Origin of the sequence: Streptomyces sp. MP131-18, from assembly GCF_001984575.1 — a bacterium.
GTDB classification, from domain to species: domain Bacteria; phylum Actinomycetota; class Actinomycetes; order Streptomycetales; family Streptomycetaceae; genus Streptomyces; species Streptomyces johnsoniae.
Genome location: NZ_LZNS01000001.1, coordinates 2,143,019 through 2,164,979, shown reverse-complemented (window position 1 = coordinate 2,164,979; position 21,961 = coordinate 2,143,019). Strand labels below are relative to the sequence as shown.

General features: G+C 71.4%; 28 protein-coding genes. 15 read left to right on the top strand and 13 right to left on the bottom strand.

Annotated features, from left to right (window positions below):
- Window positions 1-93 precede the first annotated feature (93 nt).
- From prfA to STBA_RS09380, 15 genes are all read left to right on the top strand, one after another.
- Window positions 94-1,164, top strand: a complete 1,071-nt coding sequence (gene prfA / locus STBA_RS09450) for a peptide chain release factor 1 (RefSeq protein ID WP_077058819.1) — start codon at window positions 94-96, stop codon at window positions 1,162-1,164.
- A gap of 25 nt (window positions 1,165-1,189) precedes the next feature.
- A complete protein-coding gene (gene prmC, locus STBA_RS09445; RefSeq protein WP_253194596.1) occupies window positions 1,190-2,068 on the top strand; it encodes a peptide chain release factor N(5)-glutamine methyltransferase in 879 nt (292 codons plus the stop codon).
- 31 nt (window positions 2,069-2,099) lie between these two features.
- The gene (locus tag STBA_RS09440) at window positions 2,100-2,747 is read left to right on the top strand and encodes an L-threonylcarbamoyladenylate synthase (protein ID WP_077058817.1); all 648 of its coding nucleotides are present in this window, start codon (window positions 2,100-2,102) and stop codon (window positions 2,745-2,747) included.
- Window positions 2,748-2,779: 32 nt separating this feature from the next.
- Entirely contained in the window at window positions 2,780-3,439 is a 660-nt protein-coding gene (locus STBA_RS09435; RefSeq protein ID WP_171987870.1) for a protein-tyrosine-phosphatase, read from the top strand.
- A 209-nt stretch (window positions 3,440-3,648) separates the two neighbouring features.
- Window positions 3,649-5,001: an MraY family glycosyltransferase gene (locus STBA_RS09430; RefSeq protein WP_079251821.1), complete on the top strand. Its 1,353-nt coding sequence runs from the start codon at window positions 3,649-3,651 to the stop codon at window positions 4,999-5,001.
- A gap of 216 nt (window positions 5,002-5,217) precedes the next feature.
- The gene (locus tag STBA_RS09425; protein WP_077058814.1) at window positions 5,218-5,643 is read left to right on the top strand and encodes a hypothetical protein; all 426 of its coding nucleotides are present in this window, start codon (window positions 5,218-5,220) and stop codon (window positions 5,641-5,643) included.
- 228 nt (window positions 5,644-5,871) lie between these two features.
- Window positions 5,872-6,699: a F0F1 ATP synthase subunit A gene (atpB, locus tag STBA_RS09420; RefSeq protein ID WP_077058813.1), complete on the top strand. Its 828-nt coding sequence runs from the start codon at window positions 5,872-5,874 to the stop codon at window positions 6,697-6,699.
- A gap of 86 nt (window positions 6,700-6,785) precedes the next feature.
- Window positions 6,786-7,010, top strand: a complete 225-nt coding sequence (gene atpE / locus STBA_RS09415; RefSeq protein WP_077058812.1) for an ATP synthase F0 subunit C — start codon at window positions 6,786-6,788, stop codon at window positions 7,008-7,010.
- Window positions 7,011-7,050: 40 nt separating this feature from the next.
- The gene (locus STBA_RS09410; RefSeq protein WP_171987869.1) at window positions 7,051-7,614 is read left to right on the top strand and encodes a F0F1 ATP synthase subunit B; all 564 of its coding nucleotides are present in this window, start codon (window positions 7,051-7,053) and stop codon (window positions 7,612-7,614) included.
- Between the two features lie 39 nt (window positions 7,615-7,653).
- Window positions 7,654-8,478: a F0F1 ATP synthase subunit delta gene (locus STBA_RS09405; protein ID WP_077058810.1), complete on the top strand. Its 825-nt coding sequence runs from the start codon at window positions 7,654-7,656 to the stop codon at window positions 8,476-8,478.
- A gap of 95 nt (window positions 8,479-8,573) precedes the next feature.
- Window positions 8,574-10,145, top strand: coding sequence for a F0F1 ATP synthase subunit alpha (gene atpA / locus STBA_RS09400; RefSeq protein WP_077058809.1), 1,572 nt, complete (start codon window positions 8,574-8,576; stop codon window positions 10,143-10,145).
- 3 nt (window positions 10,146-10,148) lie between these two features.
- Complete coding sequence (locus STBA_RS09395) at window positions 10,149-11,078, top strand: F0F1 ATP synthase subunit gamma (RefSeq protein ID WP_077058808.1); 930 nt, start codon at window positions 10,149-10,151, stop codon at window positions 11,076-11,078.
- Between the two features lie 2 nt (window positions 11,079-11,080).
- Window positions 11,081-12,523 carry a F0F1 ATP synthase subunit beta gene (atpD, locus tag STBA_RS09390; protein WP_077058807.1) on the top strand — a complete coding sequence of 481 codons (1,443 nt, stop codon included), beginning with the start codon at window positions 11,081-11,083 and terminating at the stop codon, window positions 12,521-12,523.
- Window positions 12,524-12,637: 114 nt separating this feature from the next.
- Complete coding sequence (locus STBA_RS09385; protein ID WP_077058806.1) at window positions 12,638-13,021, top strand: F0F1 ATP synthase subunit epsilon; 384 nt, start codon at window positions 12,638-12,640, stop codon at window positions 13,019-13,021.
- 71 nt (window positions 13,022-13,092) lie between these two features.
- Window positions 13,093-13,542: a DUF2550 domain-containing protein gene (locus STBA_RS09380; RefSeq protein ID WP_077058805.1), complete on the top strand. Its 450-nt coding sequence runs from the start codon at window positions 13,093-13,095 to the stop codon at window positions 13,540-13,542.
- Between the two features lie 100 nt (window positions 13,543-13,642).
- Here STBA_RS09380 and STBA_RS09375 read toward each other — a convergent pair whose 3' ends face one another.
- From STBA_RS09375 to STBA_RS09315, 13 genes are all read right to left on the bottom strand, one after another.
- Window positions 13,643-14,899: a glycoside hydrolase family 18 protein gene (locus STBA_RS09375; RefSeq protein WP_077063207.1), complete on the bottom strand. Its 1,257-nt coding sequence runs from the start codon at window positions 14,897-14,899 to the stop codon at window positions 13,643-13,645.
- Window positions 14,900-15,164: 265 nt separating this feature from the next.
- Entirely contained in the window at window positions 15,165-15,446 is a 282-nt protein-coding gene (locus STBA_RS09370) for a gas vesicle protein K (protein ID WP_077058804.1), read from the bottom strand.
- A complete protein-coding gene (locus tag STBA_RS09365) occupies window positions 15,443-15,670 on the bottom strand; it encodes a gas vesicle protein (RefSeq protein WP_077058803.1) in 228 nt (75 codons plus the stop codon). Before STBA_RS09365 ends, STBA_RS09370 begins: the two co-directional genes overlap by 4 nt.
- Window positions 15,660-16,496 (bottom strand): GvpL/GvpF family gas vesicle protein, encoded by an 837-nt coding sequence (locus STBA_RS09360; RefSeq protein WP_077058802.1) that lies wholly within the window; start codon window positions 16,494-16,496, stop codon window positions 15,660-15,662. The genes STBA_RS09365 and STBA_RS09360 overlap by 11 nt, the downstream gene beginning before the upstream one ends.
- Complete coding sequence (locus STBA_RS09355; RefSeq protein ID WP_077063206.1) at window positions 16,493-16,816, bottom strand: gas vesicle protein; 324 nt, start codon at window positions 16,814-16,816, stop codon at window positions 16,493-16,495. Before STBA_RS09355 ends, STBA_RS09360 begins: the two co-directional genes overlap by 4 nt.
- A 17-nt stretch (window positions 16,817-16,833) precedes the next feature.
- A complete protein-coding gene (locus tag STBA_RS09350; RefSeq protein ID WP_077058801.1) occupies window positions 16,834-17,754 on the bottom strand; it encodes an SRPBCC family protein in 921 nt (306 codons plus the stop codon).
- A gap of 5 nt (window positions 17,755-17,759) precedes the next feature.
- The gene (locus tag STBA_RS09345) at window positions 17,760-18,176 is read right to left on the bottom strand and encodes a hypothetical protein (protein ID WP_077058800.1); all 417 of its coding nucleotides are present in this window, start codon (window positions 18,174-18,176) and stop codon (window positions 17,760-17,762) included.
- On the bottom strand, window positions 18,176-18,430 hold the full coding sequence (locus tag STBA_RS09340) for a gas vesicle protein GvpG (RefSeq protein WP_077058799.1): 255 nt from the start codon (window positions 18,428-18,430) through the stop codon (window positions 18,176-18,178). The genes STBA_RS09345 and STBA_RS09340 overlap by 1 nt, the downstream gene beginning before the upstream one ends.
- Window position 18,431: 1 nt before the next feature.
- Window positions 18,432-19,184, bottom strand: coding sequence for a GvpL/GvpF family gas vesicle protein (locus tag STBA_RS09335; RefSeq protein WP_077058798.1), 753 nt, complete (start codon window positions 19,182-19,184; stop codon window positions 18,432-18,434).
- Window positions 19,185-19,191: 7 nt separating this feature from the next.
- Window positions 19,192-19,698 (bottom strand): gas vesicle protein GvpJ, encoded by a 507-nt coding sequence (gene gvpJ, locus STBA_RS09330; RefSeq protein ID WP_107485010.1) that lies wholly within the window; start codon window positions 19,696-19,698, stop codon window positions 19,192-19,194.
- Window positions 19,699-19,734: 36 nt separating this feature from the next.
- On the bottom strand, window positions 19,735-20,019 hold the full coding sequence (gene gvpO, locus STBA_RS09325; RefSeq protein ID WP_077058797.1) for a gas vesicle protein GvpO: 285 nt from the start codon (window positions 20,017-20,019) through the stop codon (window positions 19,735-19,737).
- A gap of 79 nt (window positions 20,020-20,098) precedes the next feature.
- Window positions 20,099-20,764 (bottom strand): response regulator transcription factor, encoded by a 666-nt coding sequence (locus STBA_RS09320; RefSeq protein ID WP_077058796.1) that lies wholly within the window; start codon window positions 20,762-20,764, stop codon window positions 20,099-20,101.
- The gene (locus STBA_RS09315) at window positions 20,761-21,945 is read right to left on the bottom strand and encodes a histidine kinase (RefSeq protein ID WP_077058795.1); all 1,185 of its coding nucleotides are present in this window, start codon (window positions 21,943-21,945) and stop codon (window positions 20,761-20,763) included. The genes STBA_RS09320 and STBA_RS09315 overlap by 4 nt, the downstream gene beginning before the upstream one ends.
- Window positions 21,946-21,961 lie beyond the last annotated feature (16 nt).

Below are 21,961 nucleotides of genomic sequence, written 5' to 3'. Positions count from 1 at the left end.
GCGACGTCACCGGCCCCCGGGCCCGGCGCCTTTCGCGTCCCGCGTCCCCCAGCGTTCGCGTCCCCTCCACGTCCCCATTCAGGAGCACAGAAGATGTTCGAGGCGGTCGAGGATCTCGTCGGCGAGCACGCCGACCTCGAACGGCGGCTGGCCGACCCCGCGGTGCACGCCGACCAGGGCACCGCCCGGCGGCTCGGCAAGCGGTACGCCGAGCTGACGCCGATCATCGCGGCCTACCGTTCGTGGAAGCGGCACGGGGAGGACATCGAGACCGCCCGCGAACTGGCCGCGGAGGACCCCGACTTCGCCGCTGAGGTGAAGGACCTCCAGGCCAGGCGCGAGGAGTTGACGGAAGAGCTGCGGCTGCTGCTCGTCCCCCGCGATCCCAGCGACGACAAGGACGTGATCCTGGAGATCAAGGCGGGCGAGGGCGGCGACGAGTCGGCCCTGTTCGCCGGCGACCTGCTGCGGATGTATCTGCGGTACGCCGAGCGCGTCGGCTGGCGCACGGAGATCATCGACGGGAACGAGTCGGACCTCGGCGGCTACAAGGACGTCTCCGTCGCCGTGAAGACCAGGGGCACCCCGGAACCGGGACAGGGCGTGTGGGCCCGGCTGAAGTACGAGGGCGGCGTGCACCGTGTGCAGCGCGTGCCCGCCACCGAGTCGCAGGGCCGCATCCACACCTCGGCGGCGGGCGTGCTGGTGCTCCCCGAGGCCGAGGACGTCGACGTGGAGATCAGCACGGCCGACCTGCGCATCGACGTCTACCGCTCCTCCGGCCCCGGCGGCCAGTCGGTCAACACCACCGACTCCGCGGTCCGCATCACCCACCTGCCCACCGGCATTGTCGTCTCCTGCCAGAACGAGAAGAGTCAGCTCCAGAACAAGGAGCAGGCCCTGCGCATCCTGCGCGCCAGGCTGCTGGCCGCCGCGCAGGAGGGGGCGGACCGGGAGGCGTCCGACGCCCGCCGCAGCCAGGTGCGGACCGTGGACCGTTCCGAGCGCGTGCGGACGTACAACTACCCGGAGAACCGGATCTCCGACCACCGTGTCGGCTTCAAGGCGTACAACCTCGACCAAGTGCTCGACGGTGACCTCGACCCCGTCATCCAGGCGTGCGTGGACGCGGATTCGGCCGCCAAGCTGGCGGCGGCAGGGTGACCGTGGGGTGCGTAGGGTGGGCCATGTGACTGCGTCTTCTGTGTCTTCCGGGGCGTCCCGTTCCGTGCTGCTGGCCGAGGTGGCCAGGGCCACCCAGCGGCTGGCCGACGCCGGGGTGCCGTCGCCGCGTTTCGACGCCGAGGAGCTCGCGGCGTTCGTGCACGGCACCGAGCGGTCCAGGCTGCACACCGTTCCCGACGCCGAGTTCGACGCCCGTTACTGGGAAGCGGTGGCGCGCCGCGAGGCGCGCGAGCCGCTCCAGCACATCACCGGGCGCGCGTTCTTCCGGTATCTGGAGCTCCAGGTCGGGCCGGGCGTCTTCGTGCCGCGCCCCGAGACGGAGTCGGTCGTCGGCTGGGCGATAGACGCGGTCCGGGCGATGGACGTCGCCGAGCCGCTGATCGTCGACCTGTGCACGGGCTCGGGCGCCATCGCGCTCGCCCTGGCGCAGGAGGTGCCCCGCTCCCGGGTGCACGCCGTGGAGCTGGACTTCACGGCCTGTGAGTGGGCCAGGAAGAACGTGGAGGGCAGCCGCGTCGTCCTGCACCAGGGGGACGCGCGTGCCGCGCTGCCCGAGCTGGGCGGCCAGGTCGACCTGGTCATCTCCAACCCGCCGTACATCCCGCTGACCGAGTGGGAGTACGTGGCGCCGGAGGCGCGGGACCACGACCCGCAGCTCGCGCTCTTCTCCGGCGAGGACGGCCTGGACGTCATCCGCGGTCTGGAACGGGCCGCGCACCGGCTGCTGCGGCCCGGCGGCATGGTGGTCATCGAGCACGCCGACACCCAAGGCGGGCAGGTGCCCTGGATCTTCACCGAGGACCGCGGCTGGGCCGATGCCGCGGACCACCCGGACCTCAACAACCGGCCCCGATTCGCCACCGCCCGCCGCGTCGCGCGGTAGCCGGGGCAAGGCAAGAGGAGGACATTCAGTCATGGCACGGCGTTACGACTGCTCTGACGTGGTCGATCGCAAGCACGGCCTGCGGGAAGCCGCCGCCGCGGTCCGGCGCGGGGATCTGGTCGTCCTGCCGACCGACACCGTCTACGGCATCGGCGCGGACGCGTTCAACACCACGGCCGTGGCCGATCTGCTGGAGGCCAAGGGCCGCGGGCGCGGGGTGCCCTCGCCGGTGCTCGTCGGCTCGCCGAACACCCTGCACGGGCTGGTCACCGACTTCTCCGAGAAGGCGTGGGAGCTGGTGGACGCCTTCTGGCCGGGCGCGCTGACCCTGGTCGCCAAGCACCAGCCGTCGCTGACGTGGGACCTGGGGGAGACCCGCGGCACGGTCGCGGTGCGGATGCCCCTGCACCCCGTCGCGATCGAACTGCTCAAGGAATTCGGCCCGATGGCCGTCTCCAGCGCCAACCTCACCGGCCACCCGGCGCCGCAGACCTGCGACGGCGCGCAGGAGATGCTGGGTGATTCGGTCGCCGTCTACCTCGACGGCGGGGCGACCCCGGATGCCGTGCCGTCCTCCATCGTCGACGTCACCGGGCGGGTTCCGGTGCTGCTGCGCGCCGGGGCGGTGAGCGAGGAGGAGCTGCGGAAGGTCGTTCCCGATCTGGAGACCGCGCATTGACACCCCCCTCGGGTAGCCCCGCGGACGTTGGCATACCGGCGCCGGACACCTCCGGTGGGCCGCGGCAGGTCTTCCGGATTCTGCACGTCAGCACGGGCAACGTGTGCCGCTCCCCGATCACGGAACGCCTGACGCGGCAGGCCTTGGCCGAGCGCCTGGGCGGCTCCGCGGCCGGTCTGGTGGTGGAGAGCGCCGGCACCTGGGGGCACGAGGGCGCCCCCATGGAGGCGCACGCCGCCCAGCTGCTGGACGAATACGGCGCGGACGCAGGCGACTTCATCGGCCGGGAGCTGCTGGACGAGCACGTCATCGACGCCGATCTGGTGCTGACCGCGACCAGGGACCACCGGGCCCAGGTGATCTCGATGGGGCACTCGGCCGGGCTGCGCACGTTCACCCTCAAGGAGTTCACGCGGCTGGTGCGGGCCATCGACACGGCCACGCTGCCCGTCGCCGCCTCGCCGGAGGAGCTGGTGGAGCGTGCCAGGGCGCTGGCGCGTGCCGCCGCGGCGCTCCGCGGCTGGCTGCTGGCGCCGAACGCGGAGGCGGATGAGGTACAGGACCCGTACGGGGCGCCGCTGCCGTACTTCCGGTCCATCGGCGAGGAGATCCGCGCCGCGCTCGACCCCGTGGTCACGGCGCTGACCGGAGTGCCGCCGCGGGGCGCGTGGTCGGGCCGTGCGCTGCTGTAGGGCGCGGTCGGGCCGCCGCGGCCCGTTCGCGCCCGCGTTCGCGCTCCCGTTCGCGCTCCCGCTCGTGCCGCGCCTGGCCGAGCGGCGGCCGGGCGACCCGTCTTAACCTGTAGTCCAAGGCAGTAGCGACGCGACACCGAGTCCGCACCCAGGGGCGCGGGCATGAGAGGGTGTTGCGCGGTAGTCCTGCGAGACCTCTGGGGCATCTTGTGCGCGAATACCTACTGACGCTCTGCGTCACGGCGGCCGTCACGTATCTGTTGACGGGGCCGGTGCGGAAGTTCGCCATCGCCTGGGGCGCGATGCCGCCCATCAGGGCGCGCGACGTGCACCGTGAGCCGACGCCGCGGCTGGGCGGTATCGCGATGTTCGGCGGGCTCTGCGCGGGGCTGCTCGTCGCCTCCCAGCTCACCAACGTGGGCGAGGTGTTCCGGATCTCGGACGAGCCGCGGGCGCTGCTCTCCGGTGCCGGGTTGATCTGGCTGATCGGCGTGCTGGACGACAAGTACGGTGTGGACGCCCTGATCAAGCTCGGTCTCCAGATGATCGCCGCGGGCGTCATGGTCCTTCAGGGGCTGACCATTCTGTGGCTTCCGGTGCCCACGGTCGGCATGGTTGCGCTCACCCCGCTCCAGGGCACGCTGCTCACCGTCGCGATCGTGGTCATCACCATCAACGCGGTCAACTTCGTGGACGGCCTCGACGGCCTGGCGGCCGGCATGGTCGGGATCGCCGCCGCCGCGTTCTTCCTGTACGCCTACCGCATCTGGTACGGCTACGGCATCGAGGCCGCCGCGCCCGCCACCCTGTTCGCGGCGGTGCTGATGGGCATGTGTCTGGGCTTCCTGCCGCACAATCTGCATCCGGCCCGGATCTTCATGGGCGACTCGGGCTCCATGCTGCTCGGCCTCGTCCTGGCCGCGGGCGCGGTGTCGATCACAGGACAGGTGGACCCGGACGCGATGAAGCTGTTCTCCGGCTCCGTGCGCAGCGCGGTGTTCGAGACGGTGCCCGTCTACATGCCGCTGCTGCTGCCGTTGACGATCATCGCGGTGCCGTTCGTCGACCTGGTGTTGGCGATCGTGCGTCGCACCTGGAACGGTCACTCGCCGTTCTCGGCCGATCGTGGTCACCTGCATCACCGGCTGCTGGAGATCGGGCACTCGCAGAGCCGCGCGGTGCTGATCATGTACTTCTGGTCGGCGCTGATCGCGTTCGGCGCCGTCGCCTACTCCGTGCAGTCGGCGAACGCGGTGCTGGTGCCGGCGGTGATGGTGCTCAGCGCCGTCGGGCTCGTGGTGCTGCTGATGCCCCGCTTCACGCCCCGCGTCCCGCGCTGGGCGCAGCGGCTGGTGCCGCCGCGCTACCGGGACCGCAAGCGGCGGCTCGCCCCGCAGCTGCCCGTGGAGTCCGCGCTCGACGCCCACGCCGCGGACCGGCCCGCGGGCGGGCCGCCCGCGCCCGGCACCCAGCCCACCTCGCTGGCCGGGCTGCACGGCGCGACGGCGGTGGGCGACCGGCAGCGCTTCGCGCTGCGCCGCAAGATCGACACCCGCTCCTAGGGCCTAGCCCGACACGACCTAGCAGATGCGGTGCCGCACGTCAGCGACGCAACGCGGGTGTTACCTCCGGAGTGTGAGGTCCTGCACACGGATCGGGTAAAGACCTCATCAAATAGTTTGTGATAGCGTTCACGAAACCCCGGCGCATCACCCACGTGCCGGAACCCGCTCGTCAACGACGACACGTCCCCGAAGCCCCGCCGGAGAAGCAGTTCGATGCAGTCCAACGACGCCCGGATCGTCCGCGGCGCCGCGATCCCCACTGCCGTGGCAGGCGTGCTCGCCACCGTCATCGGCGCCGTGGTGGCAGGGGGGGACGGCGCGGGCGGGGTCGCGCTCGGCGTGCTCGTCGCCGCCGTCTTCTTCGGTGGCGGCCTGATCTCACTCGGTTACGTCGGCAGGCGCTGGCCCGACCTCTTCTTCGGCGCCGCCTTCCTGATCTACACGACGCAGATGGGCTTCCTGCTCGGGTTGCTCCTCCTGCTGCGTGACGCCTCCTTCCTGAACGGGCGTGCCTTCGCCGCCGGCGTGCTGGCCGGGACGGCCGTCTGGCTGGCCGGTCAGGTGCGGGCGCACACCAAGGTCAAGACCCTCTACGTGGAGCCGGACAAGGCGACCGCGTCCACCGGCGGCCCGTCATGAGCGGTACCGGCGAAGGCGGGGGCTGTATACGGGGTGTCGTCGCGGGCTGCTATCGTCCCTCGCCGGAAGGCCGGACCGCGGCGCCCACGGGGGCCGAGGGCCGCGCGCGGGCTGTGCGGGACAGCCACGCGGGTGCTGACCGGCGCTCCTCCCGCCCCATCCAGTCCAGTGCCGTTCCGCGGCCCATGCCGCCGCGCCGACACATCGAGGTAGCCGTATCCATGCGTCATGCCGAGGGAGTTCACGGTGAGTAACGACCAGGTGCTCGCCTTCGAAACCGACTGCCATCTCTTCGACGGCTGTGGCTTCCCCGCCCCGTCCGAGTGGTCGTTCATCTTCGACCCGCTGTTCACGATCGGCTCGTTCGAAGTGGACAAGCCGATGGCGCTGGTGGTCCTCAGCACGGCGATCATCTGCACGTTCTTCTGGGTGGCTTTCTCCAGGGCGAAGGTGGTCCCCGGCAAGGTCCAGCTGGTCGCCGAGGTCCTGTACGACTTCGTGCGCCGCGGGATCGCGCGCGAGACCATCGGCAAGAAGGCAGAGCCGTATGTGCCCTTGCTGATGTCGCTGTTCTTCTTCGTCTGGATCATGAACATCTGGGCGATCATCCCCTTCGCCCAGTTCCCGGCGACATCGATCATCGCGTACCCGGCAGCGCTCGCGCTGATCGTATGGGCCACGTACATGACGCTGACCTTCAAGACGAACGGTTTCGTCGGCGGCATGCGGAACCTGTGCGTGCCCAGCGGGCTGCCGAAGGGGATCTACGTGATCCTCACGCCCATCGAGTTCCTGTCGAACGTCATCGTCCGCCCGCTGACGCTCACCGTCCGGCTCTTTGCCAACATGTTCGCCGGGCACCTGCTGCTGCTGGTCTTCATCATCGGTACCTGGTACACGCTGGGCTCCGTGGTCGGCACGTTCTACGCGGCGACCTCGATGGTCATGACGGTGGCGCTGACGTTCTTCGAGCTGTTCATCCAGGCGCTCCAGGCGTACGTGTTCACCGCGCTGACCGCCACCTACATCTCCCAGGCGCTGGAAGAGGCGCACTGAGAGCGGCCGATCGGCCACCCCTACCGACCGCACCAATCCGGTGGACACTCCGCCACCGGCTCATCAGAGATAAGGAACAAACGGACATGTCCGCAACTCTCGCCGCAGTTGAAGGCAGCGTCAACACCATCGGCTTCGGCCTCGCGGCCGTCGGCCCGGGTGTCGGCATCGGCATCATCTTCGGCAACGGCGTCCAGGCCATCGCCCGTCAGCCGGAGGCCACCGGTGTCATCCGGCAGAACATGCTGCTCGGCTTCGCCGTCATCGAGGCGCTGGCGCTGATGGGCTTCGTGCTCGCCTTCGCCATCTGACGTCGATCACGACGCCACTACCGACGAAAGGTCCACCATGCTGATCGAACTGGCTGCCGAAGAGCCGATGAGCCCTGTGCTCCCGGTGGTGCCCGAGATCGTCATTGGCCTGATCTGCTTCGGTGTCGTCTACTTCGTCTTCCACAAGAAGCTGCTGCCCGCCATCAACAAGGCGCTCGATGAGCGACGGGAGGCGATCGAGGGCGGCATGGAGAAGGCCGAGGCGGCTCAGGCCGAGGCTCGGCAGACGCTGGAGAGCTACAAGGAACAGCTCGCCGAGGCGCGCCACGAGGCCGCCCGGATGCGTCAGGAGGCGCAGGAGCAGGGTGCCTCGCTCATCGCCGAAATGCGCGAGGAGGGTCAGCGGCAGCGTGAAGAGCTCATCGCCGCGGGCCACGCCCAGATCGCGGCCGACCGCAAGCAGGCCGCGGAGCTGCTGCGCCAGGACGTCGGCAAGCTCGCCATCGAGCTGGCCGGGCGGCTGGTCGGGGAGTCCCTGGAGGACCACGCCCGGCAGAGCCGCACGATCGACCGCTTCCTCGACGACCTGGAGGAGCAGGCCGGCCGGTCCGTTCCCTCCGAGTCCTCCGAGGCGGGACGATGACGGCCGCAACGCCACGAGCGAACAGGGGAGCGTGACGCCATGATGGGAGCGAGTCGCGAGGCGCTGGACGCCGCGCGAGAGCGGCTTGACGCGCTGGTCGACAACACCGCCGTCGACGCCGTGGCGCTCGCCGCCGACCTCGCGGCCGTCACCGCGCTGCTCGACCGTGAGACGTCGCTGCGCAGGGTGCTCACCGACCCGGCGCAGCCCGGCGAGGGCAAGGCCGACCTGGTCGGCCGCCTGCTGGGCGGACAGGTCGGCGGCGAGGCCGTCGACCTGGTCTCCGGAATGGTCAGGTCCCGCTGGTCCGCCTCGCGCGACCTGGTGGACGCCGTGGAAGGGCTGGCCGACACGGCCGACCTGATCGCGGCGGAGCGGGACGGCAGCCTGGACGCGGTGGAGGACGAGCTGTTCCGGTTCGGCCGGATCATCGCCACCGCGCCCCAGCTCCGCGCCGCGCTGAGCGGTAGGGACGATTCGGCCGCGGGCGGCATCGCCAAGGCCGCCCTGATCCGCGACCTGCTCGGCGGACGTGCACGCCCGGTCACCGAGCGTCTCGTCATCCGGCTCGTGGAACGCCCGCGGGGACGTAGCCTGGAAGCAGGGCTCGAGGCGCTGAGCGTCCTGGCGGCTGCCAGGCGGGAGCGTTCGGTGGCTGTCGTCACCTCCGCGGTGCCGCTCGATGACCGGCAGCGGCAGCGCCTCGGCGATGCCCTGGCCCGGCTGTACGGTCGGCAGATCCAGCTGAATCTCGACGTCGACCCGGCGGTCCTCGGCGGGATCTCGGTCAGGATCGGTGACGAGGTCATCCACGGCACCGTTGCCGACCGCCTCGACGAGGTGAATCGCCGGATGGCCGGCTGACGGCGGCGCGACCAACTCAAGAAGCAGGACAAGCGGCCCGGGTTGGGCCGTAATGGACAAACTTACGGGCCCAACAAGGAGAGCAGGGAACCCAGATGGCGGAGCTCACGATCCGGCCGGATGAGATCCGGGACGCGCTGGAGAACTTTGTCCAGTCGTACAAGCCGGACGCGGCCTCGCGGGAAGAGGTCGGGACGGTCAGCGTTGCCGGTGACGGCATCGCGCGTGTCGAGGGGCTGCCCTCGGCCATGGCGAACGAGCTGCTGAAGTTCGAGGACGGCACCCTCGGCCTCGCCCTCAACCTGGAGGAGCGGGAGATCGGCGTCGTCGTTCTCGGTGAGTTCAGCGGCATCGAGGAGGGCCAGCCGGTGCGCCGCACCGGCGAGGTGCTCTCCGTCGGCGTCGGTGACGGCTACCTCGGCCGGGTCGTCGACCCGCTGGGCAACCCGATCGACGGCCTGGGGGACATCGAGACCACGGGCCGCCGCGCCCTGGAGCTCCAGGCCCCGTCGGTGATGCAGCGCAAGTCGGTGCACGAGCCGATGGAGACCGGCTACAAGGCCGTCGACACCATGACGCCCATCGGCCGCGGCCAGCGTCAGCTGATCATCGGCGACCGGCAGACGGGCAAAACGGCCCTCGCGGTGGACACGATCATCAACCAGCGCGACAACTGGCGTTCCGGCGACCCGAACAAGCAGGTCCGCTGCATCTACGTGGCGATCGGCCAGAAGGGCTCCACCATCGCGTCCGTGCGCGGCGCGCTGGAGGAGGCGGGCGCCCTGGAGTACACCACTATCGTGGCGGCTCCGGCCTCCGACCCGGCCGGCTTCAAGTACATCGCCCCGTACACCGGCTCGGCCATCGGCCAGCACTGGATGTACGACAGCAAGCACGTGCTGATCATCTTCGACGACCTGTCGAAGCAGGCCGACGCCTACCGCGCGGTCTCCCTGCTGCTGCGCCGCCCGCCGGGCCGCGAGGCGTACCCGGGCGACGTTTTCTACCTGCACTCCCGGCTGCTTGAGCGCTGCGCGAAGCTGTCGGACGACATGGGCGGCGGCTCGATGACCGGCCTGCCGATCGTGGAGACCAAGGCCAACGACGTCTCCGCGTTCATCCCGACGAACGTCATCTCCATCACCGACGGCCAGTGCTTCCTGGAGTCCGACCTGTTCAACGCGGGCCAGCGCCCGGCGCTGAACGTCGGTATCTCCGTCTCCCGCGTCGGCGGCTCCGCCCAGCACAAGGCGGTGCGGCAGATCACCGGCTCGCTGCGCGTGGACCTGGCGCAGTACCGCGAGCTGGAGGCGTTCGCCGCCTTCGGCTCCGACCTGGACGCCGCGTCCAAGTCCGCCCTGGCCCGCGGCCAGCGCATGGTGGAGCTGCTGAAGCAGGAGCAGTACAGCCCGTTCTCCACGGAGAACCAGGTCGTCTCCATCTGGTCCGGTACCAACGGCCTGATGGACGAGATCCCGGTATCCGACATCCGCCGCTTCGAGCGGGAGCTGCTTGACTACCTGGGCCGTGAGCACAAGGACCTCATGACCAGCATCCGCGAGGGCGGCAAGATGTCGGACGACACCGTCCAGGCCGTGGGCTCCGCGGTGAACAAGTTCAAGCAGCAGTTCCAGACGTCGGACGGCAAGCTGCTGGGCGAGGGCTGATCCATGGGCGCTCAGCTTCGGGTGTACAAGCGCCGGATCAAGTCCGTCACCGCCACCAAGAAGATCACGCGGGCGATGGAGATGATCGCCGCCTCGCGCATCGTCAAGGCGCAGCGCAGGGTGGCGGCCTCCAAGCCGTACGCGGACGAGCTGACCGTCGCGGTCTCGGCCGTGGCGCAGGGCTCGGACGTCAAGCACTCGCTGACCACCGAGGCCGACCGGCCCCGGCGGGCCGCCGTGCTGCTGATCACCTCCGACCGCGGTCTGGCCGGAGCGTACAACAGCAATGCGATCAAGGCGGGTGAGCACCTGACCAGCGAGCTGGTCGCGCGGGGCCTGGAGGTGGACACGTACGTCGTCGGCCGCAAGGGCGTCTCGTACTACACCTTCAGGGAGCGGGCCGTCGCCCAGTCCTGGACCGGGTTCACCGACAATCCGACGTACGCCGACGCCAAGGCCGTGGCGGCGCCCCTGATCGAGGCCATCGAGCGGGACGCGGGCGAGGGCGGCGTGGACGAGATCCACATTGCCTTCACCGAGTTCGAGTCGATGATGACGCAGACGCCGCGCGAGCGCAGGCTGCTGCCGCTCACGCTGGACAAGTCGGCCGAGGAGTCCGCCGAGACCTTCGCCAAGGGCCGCGACGTGCAGCCGCTGTACGACTTCGAGCCGTCGGCGGAGCAGGTGCTGGACGCGCTCCTGCCGCGTTACGTCGAGAGCCGCATCTACAACGCGCTGCTCCAGGCCGCCGCTTCCAAGCACGCGGCCACCCGGCGCGCCATGAAGTCGGCGACGGACAACGCGGAGGACATGATCAAGTCACTCGGGCGCCTTGCCAACGCGGCCCGCCAGTCCGAAATCACCCAGGAAATCTCCGAGATCGTCGGTGGCGCGAGCGCTCTGGCCGACGCGACCGCGGGAAGTGAACGCTAATCATGACCACTGCTGCTGAAGCGGCCACCGCGACGGGCCGCATCTCCGGTGTGAGGGGTCCGGTCGTCGACGTGGAGTTCCCCGTCGACCAGATGCCGGAGATCTACAACGCCCTGCACGTCGAGATCGCCGACCCGGCCAACGCCGGGCAGACCAAGACCCTGACCCTTGAGGTCGCGCAGCACCTGGGCGAGGGCCTGGTGCGTACGATCGCCCTGGGCGCGAACGACGGCCTGGTGCGCCAGGCGCCGGTCGTCGACACGGGCAAGGGCATCACCGTGCCGGTCGGTGACGTGACCAAGGGCCGCGTGTTCGACACCCTGGGCCGCATCCTGAACGAGCCCGAGGCCGAGTCGGAGATCACCGACCGGTGGGAGATCCACCGCCAGGCCCCGCCGTTCGACCAGCTCGAGTCGAAGACCGAGATGTTCGAGACCGGTCTGAAGGTCATCGACCTGCTCACCCCGTACGTCAAGGGCGGCAAGATCGGCCTGTTCGGCGGCGCGGGCGTGGGCAAGACCGTGCTCATCCAGGAAATGATCATGCGTGTGGCGAAGCTGCACGAGGGCGTCTCCGTGTTTGCCGGCGTCGGCGAGCGCACGCGTGAGGGCAACGACCTGATCGACGAGATGGAGGAGTCGGGCGTTCTCCCGCAGACCGCGCTCGTCTTCGGTCAGATGGACGAGCCGCCGGGCACCCGCCTGCGGGTCGCGCTGGCCGGCCTGACCATGGCGGAGTACTTCCGCGATGTGCAGAAGCAGGACGTGCTGTTCTTCATCGACAACATCTTCCGCTTCACCCAGGCCGGTTCCGAGGTGTCCACGCTGCTGGGCCGCATGCCCTCCGCGGTGGGCTACCAGCCGAACCTGGCGGACGAGATGGGTGTGCTCCAGGAGCGCATCACTTCGACTCGTGGTCACTCCATCACCTCGATGCAGGCGATCTACGTGCCGGCGGACGACCTCACCGACCCGGCGCCCGCGACGACGTTCGCCCACCTGGACGCCACCACGGTGCTCTCCCGGCCCATCTCCGAGAAGGGCATCTACCCGGCGGTCGACCCGCTGGACTCGACCTCCCGCATCCTGGACCCGCGCTACGTCTCGCAGGACCACTACGAGTGCGCGTCCCGCGTCAAGGGGATTCTCCAGAAGTACAAGGATCTCCAGGACATCATCGCGATTCTCGGCATGGACGAGCTGGGCGAGGAGGACAAGCTCACGGTCAGCCGGGCCCGCCGGATCGAGCGCTTCCTGTCGCAGAACACGCACGCGGCGAAGCAGTTCACCGGTCTCGACGGGTCCGACGTGCCGCTGGACGAGTCGATCGCCGCGTTCAACGCGATCGCGGACGGGGAGTACGACCACTTCCCCGAGCAGGCGTTCTTCATGTGCGGTGGCCTCGACGACCTGAAGGCCAAGGCCAAGCAGCTGGGCGTTTCCTGACGCACCGCCTGCGGTACTCGTCCGGGGCGGGGTTTCCACGACCCCGCCCCGCGCGTGACAGGGCACGCCAACTATTCTTCGGAAAGCCAGGTACTAAAGGGATGAGGAGCCATCGTGGCTGAGCTGCACGTCGAGTTGGTCGCCGCGGACCGGCAGGTATGGTCCGGCCGGGCCAGCCGCGTCGTCGCGCGCACGGTCTCGGGTGACATCGGCATCATGCCCGGCCACCAGCCGCTGCTCGCCGTCCTCCAGTCGGGCCCGGTCACCGTCCGCACGACGGGTGAGACCGGCGAGGGCACGGTCGTGGCCGCGGTGCACGGCGGTTTCATTTCGTACACGGACGGTAAGCTGTCGCTGCTCGCCGAGATCGCCGAGCTGGCGGACGAGATCGACGTCGACCGCGCGGAGCGGGCGCTGGAGCAGGCCCGTGCGGAGGCGGACGCATCGGCCGAGCGCCGCGCCGACGTCCGGCTCCGGGCCGCGACGGCGGGACGCTGACGGGCACGGACGACTCAGGGGACTTTGCACCAGGCGCGTAGGCACACCACGAGGCGAGGAGGTCGGTAGAGATGGTCCTCGCACTGCTTGTGGTGGGCGGCGCGCTCCTCGCCGTCGTCGTCCTCGGCCTGCTCGGCTTCGGCGTGCGGCGGCGGCTGATCCAGCGGCCCGGCGGCACGTTCGACTGTAGCGCGCGCTTCGCGCCGCCGCGCGTGGACCAGTCGCAGGGCAAAGGCTGGCTCTACGGGGTGGCGCGCTACAACGGGGACCAGGTCGAATGGTTCCGCGTCTTCTCCTACGCACCGCGTCCGCGGCGCTCCCTCCAGCGGGACCGCATCCAGGTCCGCGAGCGCCGTCATCCGCACGGCGAGGAGGAGCTGGCCCTGCTGCCGGGTGCGGTGGTGCTCAGCTGCCGTCACGACGGCTTCGACGTGGAGCTGGCGATGAGCGAGGACGCGCTGACGGGTTTTCTCGCCTGGCTCGAGGCGGCGCCGCCCGGCCAGCGCGTCAACGTCGCGTGACGCCCTCCCGCCGCGGTCCGGCGGGAGGGCGAACGAGAAAGACCGGGCAGGCGGGGGCGGTCCGCCTGCCCGGCCGTACGGAGCCGGGTGATGAGGGAGATCAGCCCAGCCCGGTACTGATGGCGCGGACCAGCTCGCCGTCGGCGGTGTCGCCCGACAGCTCCCAGAAGAACGCGCCGCCGAGGCCCGCGTTCGTGGCCCAGTCCATCTTCCCCGCGATGGTCTCCGGGGTGTCGTAGCTCCACCACTCGTTGCCGCAGTGCGCGTAGGCGGTGCCCGCGACGGTGCCGTTGGCGGGGCAGCGGCCGGCGAGGACCTTGTAGTCCTCGATGCCCGCCTCGTAGGTGCCCGGCGCGGCGCCGGTGGCGGTGCCGCCGGGTTCCGACTGGGTGACGCCGTTCCAGCCGCGGCCGTAGAAGCCGATGCCGAGCAGCAGTTTCTCCGGTGGGACGCCCTGGGCGACGAGCTTCTCTATGGCCGACTGGCTGTCGAAGCCCTGCTGCGGGATGCCGTCGTACGTCGTCAGCGGCGAGTGCGGGGCGGTTGGGCCGGTCGCATTGAACGCGCCGAAGAAGTCGTACGTCATCACCGCGAGGTAGTCGGCGTACTGGGCGCCTCCGGCGTAGTCGGCGGCGTCGATCTTGCCGCCGTCCGAGGCGTCGGCGGTGATCGCCGCGGTGACGAGCTGGTCGCCGAACGCACCGCGGAACGCCTGCATCATCTCCTCGAAGACCTCGGGCCCGCTGCTGTCGCAGGTGAGGCCGCAGGCGTTGGGGTACTCCCAGTCGAGGTCGATGCCGTCGAAGACACCGGCCCAGCGCGGGTCGTTGACCAGGTCGTAACAGGACTGCGCGAAGCGCTGCGGGTCCTGCATGGCCTGGGCGAAGCCGCCCGACCAGGTCCAGCCGCCGAAGGACCACAGCACCTGGATGTCCGGGTACTGCTCCTTCAGCTGGCGGAGCTGGTTGAAGTTGCCGCGCAGCGCGCCCGGCTCCCAGGTGTCGGCGACGCCGCTGACGCTTTCGGCGGCCGTGTAGGCGCGGTCGTAGGCGGCGTAGGAGTCGCCGACGGTGCACTCGCCGTTCTGGACGTTGCCGAACGCGTAGTTGATGTGGGTGATTTCGTCGGCGGTGCCGGAGTCCACGATGTCCTTGACGTGGTAGCCCCGGTCGTAGACGCCCCACTCGGCGAAGTAGCCGAGGTTGACGTGGTTGCTCGGCGCCGCGGTGGTGTCGGCCGCGGCGGGGGCCGCGGCGGTGTGGGCGTCGGGGGTGGCCTGGGCGGGACCGGTGAGGGCCACGATGCCGGTGAGGGGGAGGGCGAGGGCGGCGATCCCCGTGAGGATCTTGGTTTTCAGGCCGCCGCGCCCTGCCGGGGTCGCGGTTCTTGCGGATCTCAAGGGAGCTCCTCAAGTCGGTCGGACGGGACGAAAGGATCTGCGCCGCCCCAGGAGCCCGCTGTCGATTGTCATGGCGTGCTCACCGCAGATGCCGTGAGCGTAGAGAGGTCTGGACCACAGGTCAATAGGTCTGTACCAAAGGTGTCGTGGCGGTCCTGGGACCACGACGGGCGTGCGCCGGGCGGGTGTTCCGCCCCCGTTCCCGGCGCGCGAGGGCCGGGTGTCAGTCGCGCGGCAGCAGGGAACCCAGCGGGCCCAGATCGAGGTTGAGGTCCTCGGGGCCGAGCCCGAAGTGCTCCCTGAGCTGCACCATCCGCTCGTCGAGGAGCATCAGCGTCGTGCCCACCCGCTCCACTTGTTCGTCCGTCAGCTCCCCGGCGTCCACGCGGCGCAGTGCCTGCCGCTCGGTCAGCTGGCGCAGCAGCTCCACCACCGTCAGCACCAGCGCGGCCAGATCCCGGCCCACCGTGTCGGCGTCGAGGTTGACGCGGGCGGGGCCCGTCACAGCGGACCGCCATCGCCCCAGGGGGCGGGCACCCGGTCGCTGACCGAGGACAGCAGCGCGTGCAGCGAGAGCCGGACCAGCGGCACCTCGGCGATGGCGATGACGAGATCACCGCTGATCACGACGCCGGTGGCGAGCACCCGGTCCAACAGATCGACCAACGGCACCCCGAGCGGCCCGGCGGCACTCTCCGCACCGTGCCACGGCACCGGTTCACGCGTCATCGTCATCGACTCCGCCCCGGTCGGCGTCTTCGGCCTCGTCGGTCTCGTCGGTCTCGTCGGCGAACGAGTACGGGGCCCACGGGCCCGTGGTCTCGATGCGCACCAGCGTGCCGAACTCCGGGTCGGCGCGCAGTGCCGCGACGGCTCTGGTCAGCTCGTCGCACCGGTCCGCATCGACGAGGTAGGCCGCGTTCAGTACCTGCGGCTGCGCCTCGCCGGTGAGGTCGGTGCCGTGCGTGCGCAGCCGCCTGGCGGCGGCGGACGTCGCGCGCAGCGTGGCATCGATGCGGTCGACGGCCGCCCGGACCGCATCCCGGTGCGCCTCGCGGCCGCGCTGCCGGTCCCTGAGCCGGTCGAGGTAGGCGCGTCCGGACCGCGGGGGTGTGCCCGGCGTGCCGTCGGGGCCGGGCGCGGGGCCGACCGCGAACACCTTCACGCCCCACTCGGCGCGGCCCCGCACCCGGTCGAGGACCGTGAGGAACCGGGCGCTCTCGCGGGCGATGGCCGCCCGCGCCCGTGCCTCGTCCGCGTACAGCGTGGTCAGCGGAACGGGAACGGCGGGGCCCGCCGCGGCCACGGCGGCCACCACCTCGTGGTGGGCGCGGGCATACCGTTCCAGCGTGGCCCGGTCGGACAGGTGCGTGCGCAGCGCATCGGCCGTGAACTGCGCGGCGGGCACGTCCTGGACGACGGCGGCGAGCGCGCCGACTCGCAGGCAGCGGACGGCCGTTCCCTCGGCGTGCCCGCGCAGACCCGCGAGGGCCGCGAGGGCCGGGGTGGCCGCCCCGCCGCAGACGGCGAACACGCGGACGGCGCCGCCGTTCACCGGTCCTCCTCCCGTTCCCGCGAACGGTCCTCCAGCGCCGTGAGGCGCTCCCGCAGCCGGGCGTTCTCCTCGGCGAGCGCGTCCCGCGCGGCGCGCGAGGACAGGGCGGGTTCGGACTCCCACCAGTCGATGCCCGCCTTCTTGGCGGTGTCGACGGAGGAGATGAACAGCCGCAGGCGGATCGTCAGCAGCTCGATGTCGAGCAGATTGATCTTGATGTCGCCGGCGATGACGATGCCCTTGTCGAGCACCCGCTCCAGGATGTCGGCGAGGTTTGCCGCGCGGGGCGGGCACGGGTCGATCGGCTCGCAGGCCGTCAGGGGTTCGAGCGCGCCGCTCACCGTTCGTCACGCTCCTCGTCGTCGTCTTCGTCGTCTTCGTCGTCCTCGTCGTCTTCGTCTTCGTCGTCCAGATCCTCGTCGTCGTCCCCGTTCCCGTTCTCCTCCTCGTCGGGGCCGCGTACCACCTCGCCGTCCCGCACCTCGCCGCGCCAGCCGGGGGGCGCCTCCTCGGCGACCAGCGTCACGTACCGCTGGAACTGCTTGAGGTCCAGACGCAGTCGACGGCCCTGCGCACGCCAGAGATTGGCGGTCTTCTCGAAGAATCCGGCCGGGTAGTACTCGACGACCACGACGATGCGGGTGAGATTGCGGGCCACCTCGTGGAACGTGACGACGCCGCGGGTGCTGCCCTTGCCGCCCTCGGAACGCCACTCGATGCGCTGGTCCGGGATCTGTTCCTGGACGGTCGCCTTCCAGGAGCGGTTGGACGGGCCGATCTTCAGCTTCCACTCGCTCGTCGTGTCGTCGGAGCGGTCGACGCTCTGCACGCCTTTCATGAAGTCGCTGAAGTTGTCGTAGCTGGTCCAGTGGTTGTAGCAGTCGCGCAGCGGAACGCCGACGTCGATCGTCTCGATGATGCTGGTGACCTTGGCATCGGGGCTCTTGCCGCCTTCGCCGCCCCCGCCCCCGCCGCCGTCGGAATCCCCGCCGCCCTTGCCGACGGCCTTCTTGGCCGTGCCCACGGCGCGGTCCTTGGCCTGCTTGGCGCCCTGCCCGGCCAGCGCCGCCCCGGCCTTCGGCACCGCGGCGGCGGGTGCGGCCGACTCCCCGACGCGCCCGGCGAGGTCGGTGATCTTCTGCCCGGCGGTGTCCGCGAGGCGCTTGGCCTGGGCCTCGACGAGGCCGATGAGGGCCGTCCCGAGCCGTTCCAGGCCCTCGGCCAGGCCGTCGGACCCGGGCTGTGTCTTCTTCTCCATGCCCTTCACTCCCGCTCGGCGCCGACGGCGGAACGTTCCGCCTTCCCGTTCTTCTTCGCCGGCCGCCGCGCCTCGTCCCCGGACTCCGACTCGGGTCCGGCGTTCTCCGGCTCGTCGAGCGCCTGTACGCGCCCCTCCACCGCCTCGGTGAGCGACTCGATGCGGCGGCCGACCGCGCCGGAGGCGACCGTCCGGCCGGCTTCCGCGAGCCGGTTGCCGAGGCGGCCGCCGACCTCGGAGAACTGCGGGTGTTCGCGCAGCTTGCGCACGCCTTCGCCGGCCAGCTTCCGCGGGCCGAGCGGGAAGCGGCGGCCGACGACGTACGTCGCCACGGCGAACGCGATCTTCGCCCGTTTCCTGCGGCCCATCAGGTAGCCGCCGGCGATGCCCGCGGCGAAGGCGGCCTTGCTTGCTTCGTTCATCAGCTACTTCCGTTCGGTGGGCCGTTCGGTGGGTCCGGCTGGAGCAGGCGCAGCAGGCGTTCCTCCTCGGCCTCGAACGCGTCGAGGCCGATCTCGCCGTCGGCGAGCGCCCGGTGCAGCGCCGCGAGGCGGGCGCGCACCGGCGCCGGGTCGGCCGCCTCGCGTTCCGCGGCGTCGGCGACGCGCTCCGCGAGCCAGCCCGCGCCGCGGGCTGGGGCCAGGGGCAGCAGGAGCAGCCCGGACAGCAGTCCCACGTCACGCCCTCCCCGCCGCGGCGGTGGCCGCCCGGCCCTCGGCGGGCACGAAGCTGAAGCACGGCAGCGGTCCGGTCAGCCGCACATCGGCGCGTGCGGCGGGTTCCATACCGGCCGATGCCGCGGCCCTGAACGCGTCAAGTGCGCCGCGGGGCACGAGGAACGAGGTGTTCCGCACGCAGCCCGGCACCTCGGGGCCGGGCACCGCCGCCTCGGCGAACGGCGCCACCCGCCGTGTCACCAGGCCGGCGGCGCGCGTGGCGGCGGCGGTCAGGGCACCGGCCACCGCCTCGCCGAGGCGCAGGCTCGCCTCGTAGCCGGGCCGGCGCCTGGCCGCCTCGCGCAGCCTGCGGAGCGCGGGGTCGGCGCGGAGCAGCTCGGGGAGAGCCTCCTCGGCGGGGAACACCTTGAGGTTCATCTCCAGGCGGCCCGCGAGGCGGGCGAGCGTGTCGAGATAACGGGCCTCAAAACGGGTGAGCTGGTCGGCGACGGCGGACTCCTCCGGCGCCACCACGCCGAACCGCATCGGCAGCACCGGGCCCTCCTCGGCAAGCGCGAGCAGCAGGTTCTGGTGCGCCAGCAGGTCGCGGCGGCGGGCGAGGAGTTCGTCCGGCGCGGCGCTCACCACGGCCGCGAGCGCCCCGGCGCGCAGCGTGCGAGCCGGGGCCGGTGGCGCGCCGATCCCGGTGCATCCGGCGGGGAACGGGTGGTCGGCGCGGATCACGCCGTAGACGTAGACGGGGTGGTCGGTCATCACGGCCTCAGCCCTCGTCCCCGCCGTGGCGCGCGGAACCGCCATGCCGCTTCCCGCCCTTGCCGCCGCCGGCCCCGCCGCCGGACCGGCGCACGCCGCGGTCGTTCCCGCGACCCTCGTCCTCGCTGCGGCCGCGGCCGCGGCCGTCGTCGTCCTCGCCGCCGGTCAGCACGTTCTTCGCCTTGCGGCCGACGCTCTGCGTGGCCTTCTTGAGGCTGCCGCCCACCGCCGCCCTGGCCGGCCCGCCGCCGCCGATGAGGTCGCCCAGGCGGCGGCTGTGCGGGTCCTCCTCGGAACAGAGGCTGTCGCAGACCTCGGCGAAGCGGAGGTAGGTGTCGATGCTGGCGATCACGACGCGGACGTCGATCTTCAGGATCTCGATGCCGACCAGGGAGACCCGGACGAAGATGTCGATCACCATGCCGCGGTCGAGGATGATGTCGACGACGTCATAGAGCGTTCCGGCCCTCGGCACACAGGCCACGTCGTCGCGGTAAGTGGGGGTGACGGTCATGAGGCGCTTCTCCTTCGTCCGGCGGGCGCCGTGGCGTCAGTCGACGGTGGCGCAGCGCCGGTAGCGGCGCACTCTGCGGTACTCCAGCAGGCGGCCTTCCTCGTCGATCTTGACCTCGTAGGTGGCCATCAGGCTGGTGGTGTCGGGGATGCGGGGCACTTCGACGACGTCCACGTTGACGTGCCACCCGTGTTCCGCGCGGGTCACCGCGGACACCCCGTCGACCGGGTGTCCCGTGAGGCGGGCGAGCCGGCGGCTGGCCCGGCGGGCCGCCCCGACCGGGCCGCGGACCCGGGATGACTTCTCGGCTGCGTCTGGCATGGCCCCAGTCTTCGCCGACCGCGCGCCGGGCACCCGCTGGAGACGACCGTTCGGGGACGGCGGCTGTGCCGACGGCGGGTCAGGACTCGCGGCTCAGGCCGAGTTCCTGCGCGAGCACCGCGGCCTGGACGCGGCTGCGCAGGCCGAGCTTGCCGAGGATGCGGCTGACGTGCGTCTTCACCGTGGCCTCCGCCATCGCGAGGCGGTCGGCGATCTCGGCGTTGGACAGTCCCTCGCCGATCCGGGCGAGCACCTCGCGTTCGCGCGGGGTGAGGCCGGACAAACGTGCGGGGTCCGCGGCGGGGGTCCGCGGCGGGGCGGGCCTGCTGCGGGCGAACTCGGTGAGGAGGCGGCGGGTCACCGCAGGGGCGATCAGCCCTTCGCCCGCGGCGACGGTGCGCACGGCGTCGATCAGGGCGGCGGCGTCGCTGTCCTTCAGCAGGAAGCCCCCGGCCCCGGCGCGCAGTGCGCCGAAGACGTACTCGTCGAAGTCGAACGTCGTCAGCACCAGGACCTCCGCGAGCCCCTCGCCGGTGATCCTGCCGGTGGCGGAGACGCCGTCGAGGCGCGGCATCGAGAGGTCCATCAGCACCAGATCGGGGCGGAGTTCGCGGGCGAGCCGGACGGCCTCCTCGCCGTCGGCGGCCTCGCCCGCGACCTCGATGCCGGGGGCGCTGCGCAGGATGAGCACGAGACCCTGGCGGACGGCCGCCTGGTCCTCGGCGACGAGCACCCGGATGGTCATGACTGCGGGGTCCTTTCCCGGAGCGGAAGTGCGGCCTCGACCCGCCAGGACGCGGGGGCGGCGGGTCCGGCCTCGAAGGTGCCGCCGAGCAGGTCCACCCGTTCCCGCATGCCGACCAGGCCGGCCCGGGAGCCGGGCGCGCGGGCGGGGGTCCGTTCGTGGAACGGGCTGGTGACGGTGATCCGCAGGGCCTGTGCGTCCTGCCGGAGGGTCACCGTGACCTCGCCGGGCGCGGCGTGCTTGACCGCGTTGGTCAGCGACTCCTGGACGATGCGGTACGCGGCCAGCTCGACCGGCGCGGGCGGCCTGGCCGCGTCCGGCGGCCGTTCGTCGCGGCGGCTGAAGCGCAGCCCGCCGGCCGCCCCGTTCCTGGCGGCCTCGCGCAGCAGCGCGTCGAGGCCGTCGAGGCTCGGCGACGCCTCGACGGCCTGGCCGCCGCCCGCCTCGCGCAGCAGCCCGATCAGGCGGCGCATCTCGGTCAGGCCCTGGGTGCTGTTCTCCCTGATCACCGACAGCGCCTCGCGGGTGGCGGCGGGCTCGCCCAGCGAGAGTGCGGCGGTGGAGTGGATCGCGATGGCCGACAGGTGGTTGGCGACGCGGTCGTGCAGTTCGCGGGCCATCCGGGAACGTTCCGCGGCCACGGCCTGGACCCGGTCCATCTCGGCGAGCAGCGCGGTCTGTTCGGCGCGCAGCCGCTCCGCGGCCGCGGCGTCGCGGTGATTGCGGATGATCAGACCGGTCCAGGCCGGGGCGACGGTGAGGCCGGCGGACACCGCGCCGAGCAGCAGCGCCTCGGGTTTGCGCAGCCAGGCGAGGGTGCCGACGGTGATGGCCACGGTGAGGACGACGCTGCCCGTGACGACGGACCGGGCGAGGCGGTCCCTGCCGTAGAGCGCCGCCGCGTACACGAGGTCGCTGAACATGACGATGACCGCGAGCAGCCCGCCCGTCAGCAGGTCGATGACCACCCCCGCGCCGCCGAGCGCCAGCGCGCGCCCGGGCGCGATGCGCCGCAGCAGCTCGGCTGCGCACGTCAGCAGCAGACCGGCCATGACCTCGGGGCCGTGGGGGTCGTTGACGCGGAAGGTGTAGAGGCCGAAGGCGACGGCGACCAGCCCGCCGGCCAGGCCCGCCACCGCGATCAGCACGTCGTCGCGGTGCGGGCGGGGCGGGCTGAGCATGGCTCCATCACAGCAC

Coding starts and splice junctions, on each gene's coding strand:
- atpD (WP_077058807.1), top strand. CDS start 11,081: ATGACCACTGCTGCTGAAGCGGCCACCGCGACGGGCCGCATCTCCGGT.
- atpB (WP_077058813.1), top strand. CDS start 5,872: ATGCCGAGGGAGTTCACGGTGAGTAACGACCAGGTGCTCGCCTTCGAA.
- gvpO (WP_077058797.1), bottom strand. CDS start 20,019: ATGCCAGACGCAGCCGAGAAGTCATCCCGGGTCCGCGGCCCGGTCGGG.
- STBA_RS09365 (WP_077058803.1), bottom strand. CDS start 15,670: ATGACGCGTGAACCGGTGCCGTGGCACGGTGCGGAGAGTGCCGCCGGG.
- gvpJ (WP_107485010.1), bottom strand. CDS start 19,698: ATGACCGTCACCCCCACTTACCGCGACGACGTGGCCTGTGTGCCGAGG.
- atpE (WP_077058812.1), top strand. CDS start 6,786: ATGTCCGCAACTCTCGCCGCAGTTGAAGGCAGCGTCAACACCATCGGC.
- atpA (WP_077058809.1), top strand. CDS start 8,574: ATGGCGGAGCTCACGATCCGGCCGGATGAGATCCGGGACGCGCTGGAG.
- STBA_RS09425 (WP_077058814.1), top strand. CDS start 5,218: ATGCAGTCCAACGACGCCCGGATCGTCCGCGGCGCCGCGATCCCCACT.
- STBA_RS09350 (WP_077058801.1), bottom strand. CDS start 17,754: ATGGAGAAGAAGACACAGCCCGGGTCCGACGGCCTGGCCGAGGGCCTG.
- STBA_RS09440 (WP_077058817.1), top strand. CDS start 2,100: ATGGCACGGCGTTACGACTGCTCTGACGTGGTCGATCGCAAGCACGGC.
- STBA_RS09315 (WP_077058795.1), bottom strand. CDS start 21,945: ATGCTCAGCCCGCCCCGCCCGCACCGCGACGACGTGCTGATCGCGGTG.
- prfA (WP_077058819.1), top strand. CDS start 94: ATGTTCGAGGCGGTCGAGGATCTCGTCGGCGAGCACGCCGACCTCGAA.
- STBA_RS09405 (WP_077058810.1), top strand. CDS start 7,654: ATGATGGGAGCGAGTCGCGAGGCGCTGGACGCCGCGCGAGAGCGGCTT.
- STBA_RS09395 (WP_077058808.1), top strand. CDS start 10,149: ATGGGCGCTCAGCTTCGGGTGTACAAGCGCCGGATCAAGTCCGTCACC.
- STBA_RS09320 (WP_077058796.1), bottom strand. CDS start 20,764: ATGACCATCCGGGTGCTCGTCGCCGAGGACCAGGCGGCCGTCCGCCAG.
- STBA_RS09345 (WP_077058800.1), bottom strand. CDS start 18,176: ATGAACGAAGCAAGCAAGGCCGCCTTCGCCGCGGGCATCGCCGGCGGC.
- STBA_RS09335 (WP_077058798.1), bottom strand. CDS start 19,184: ATGACCGACCACCCCGTCTACGTCTACGGCGTGATCCGCGCCGACCAC.
- STBA_RS09380 (WP_077058805.1), top strand. CDS start 13,093: ATGGTCCTCGCACTGCTTGTGGTGGGCGGCGCGCTCCTCGCCGTCGTC.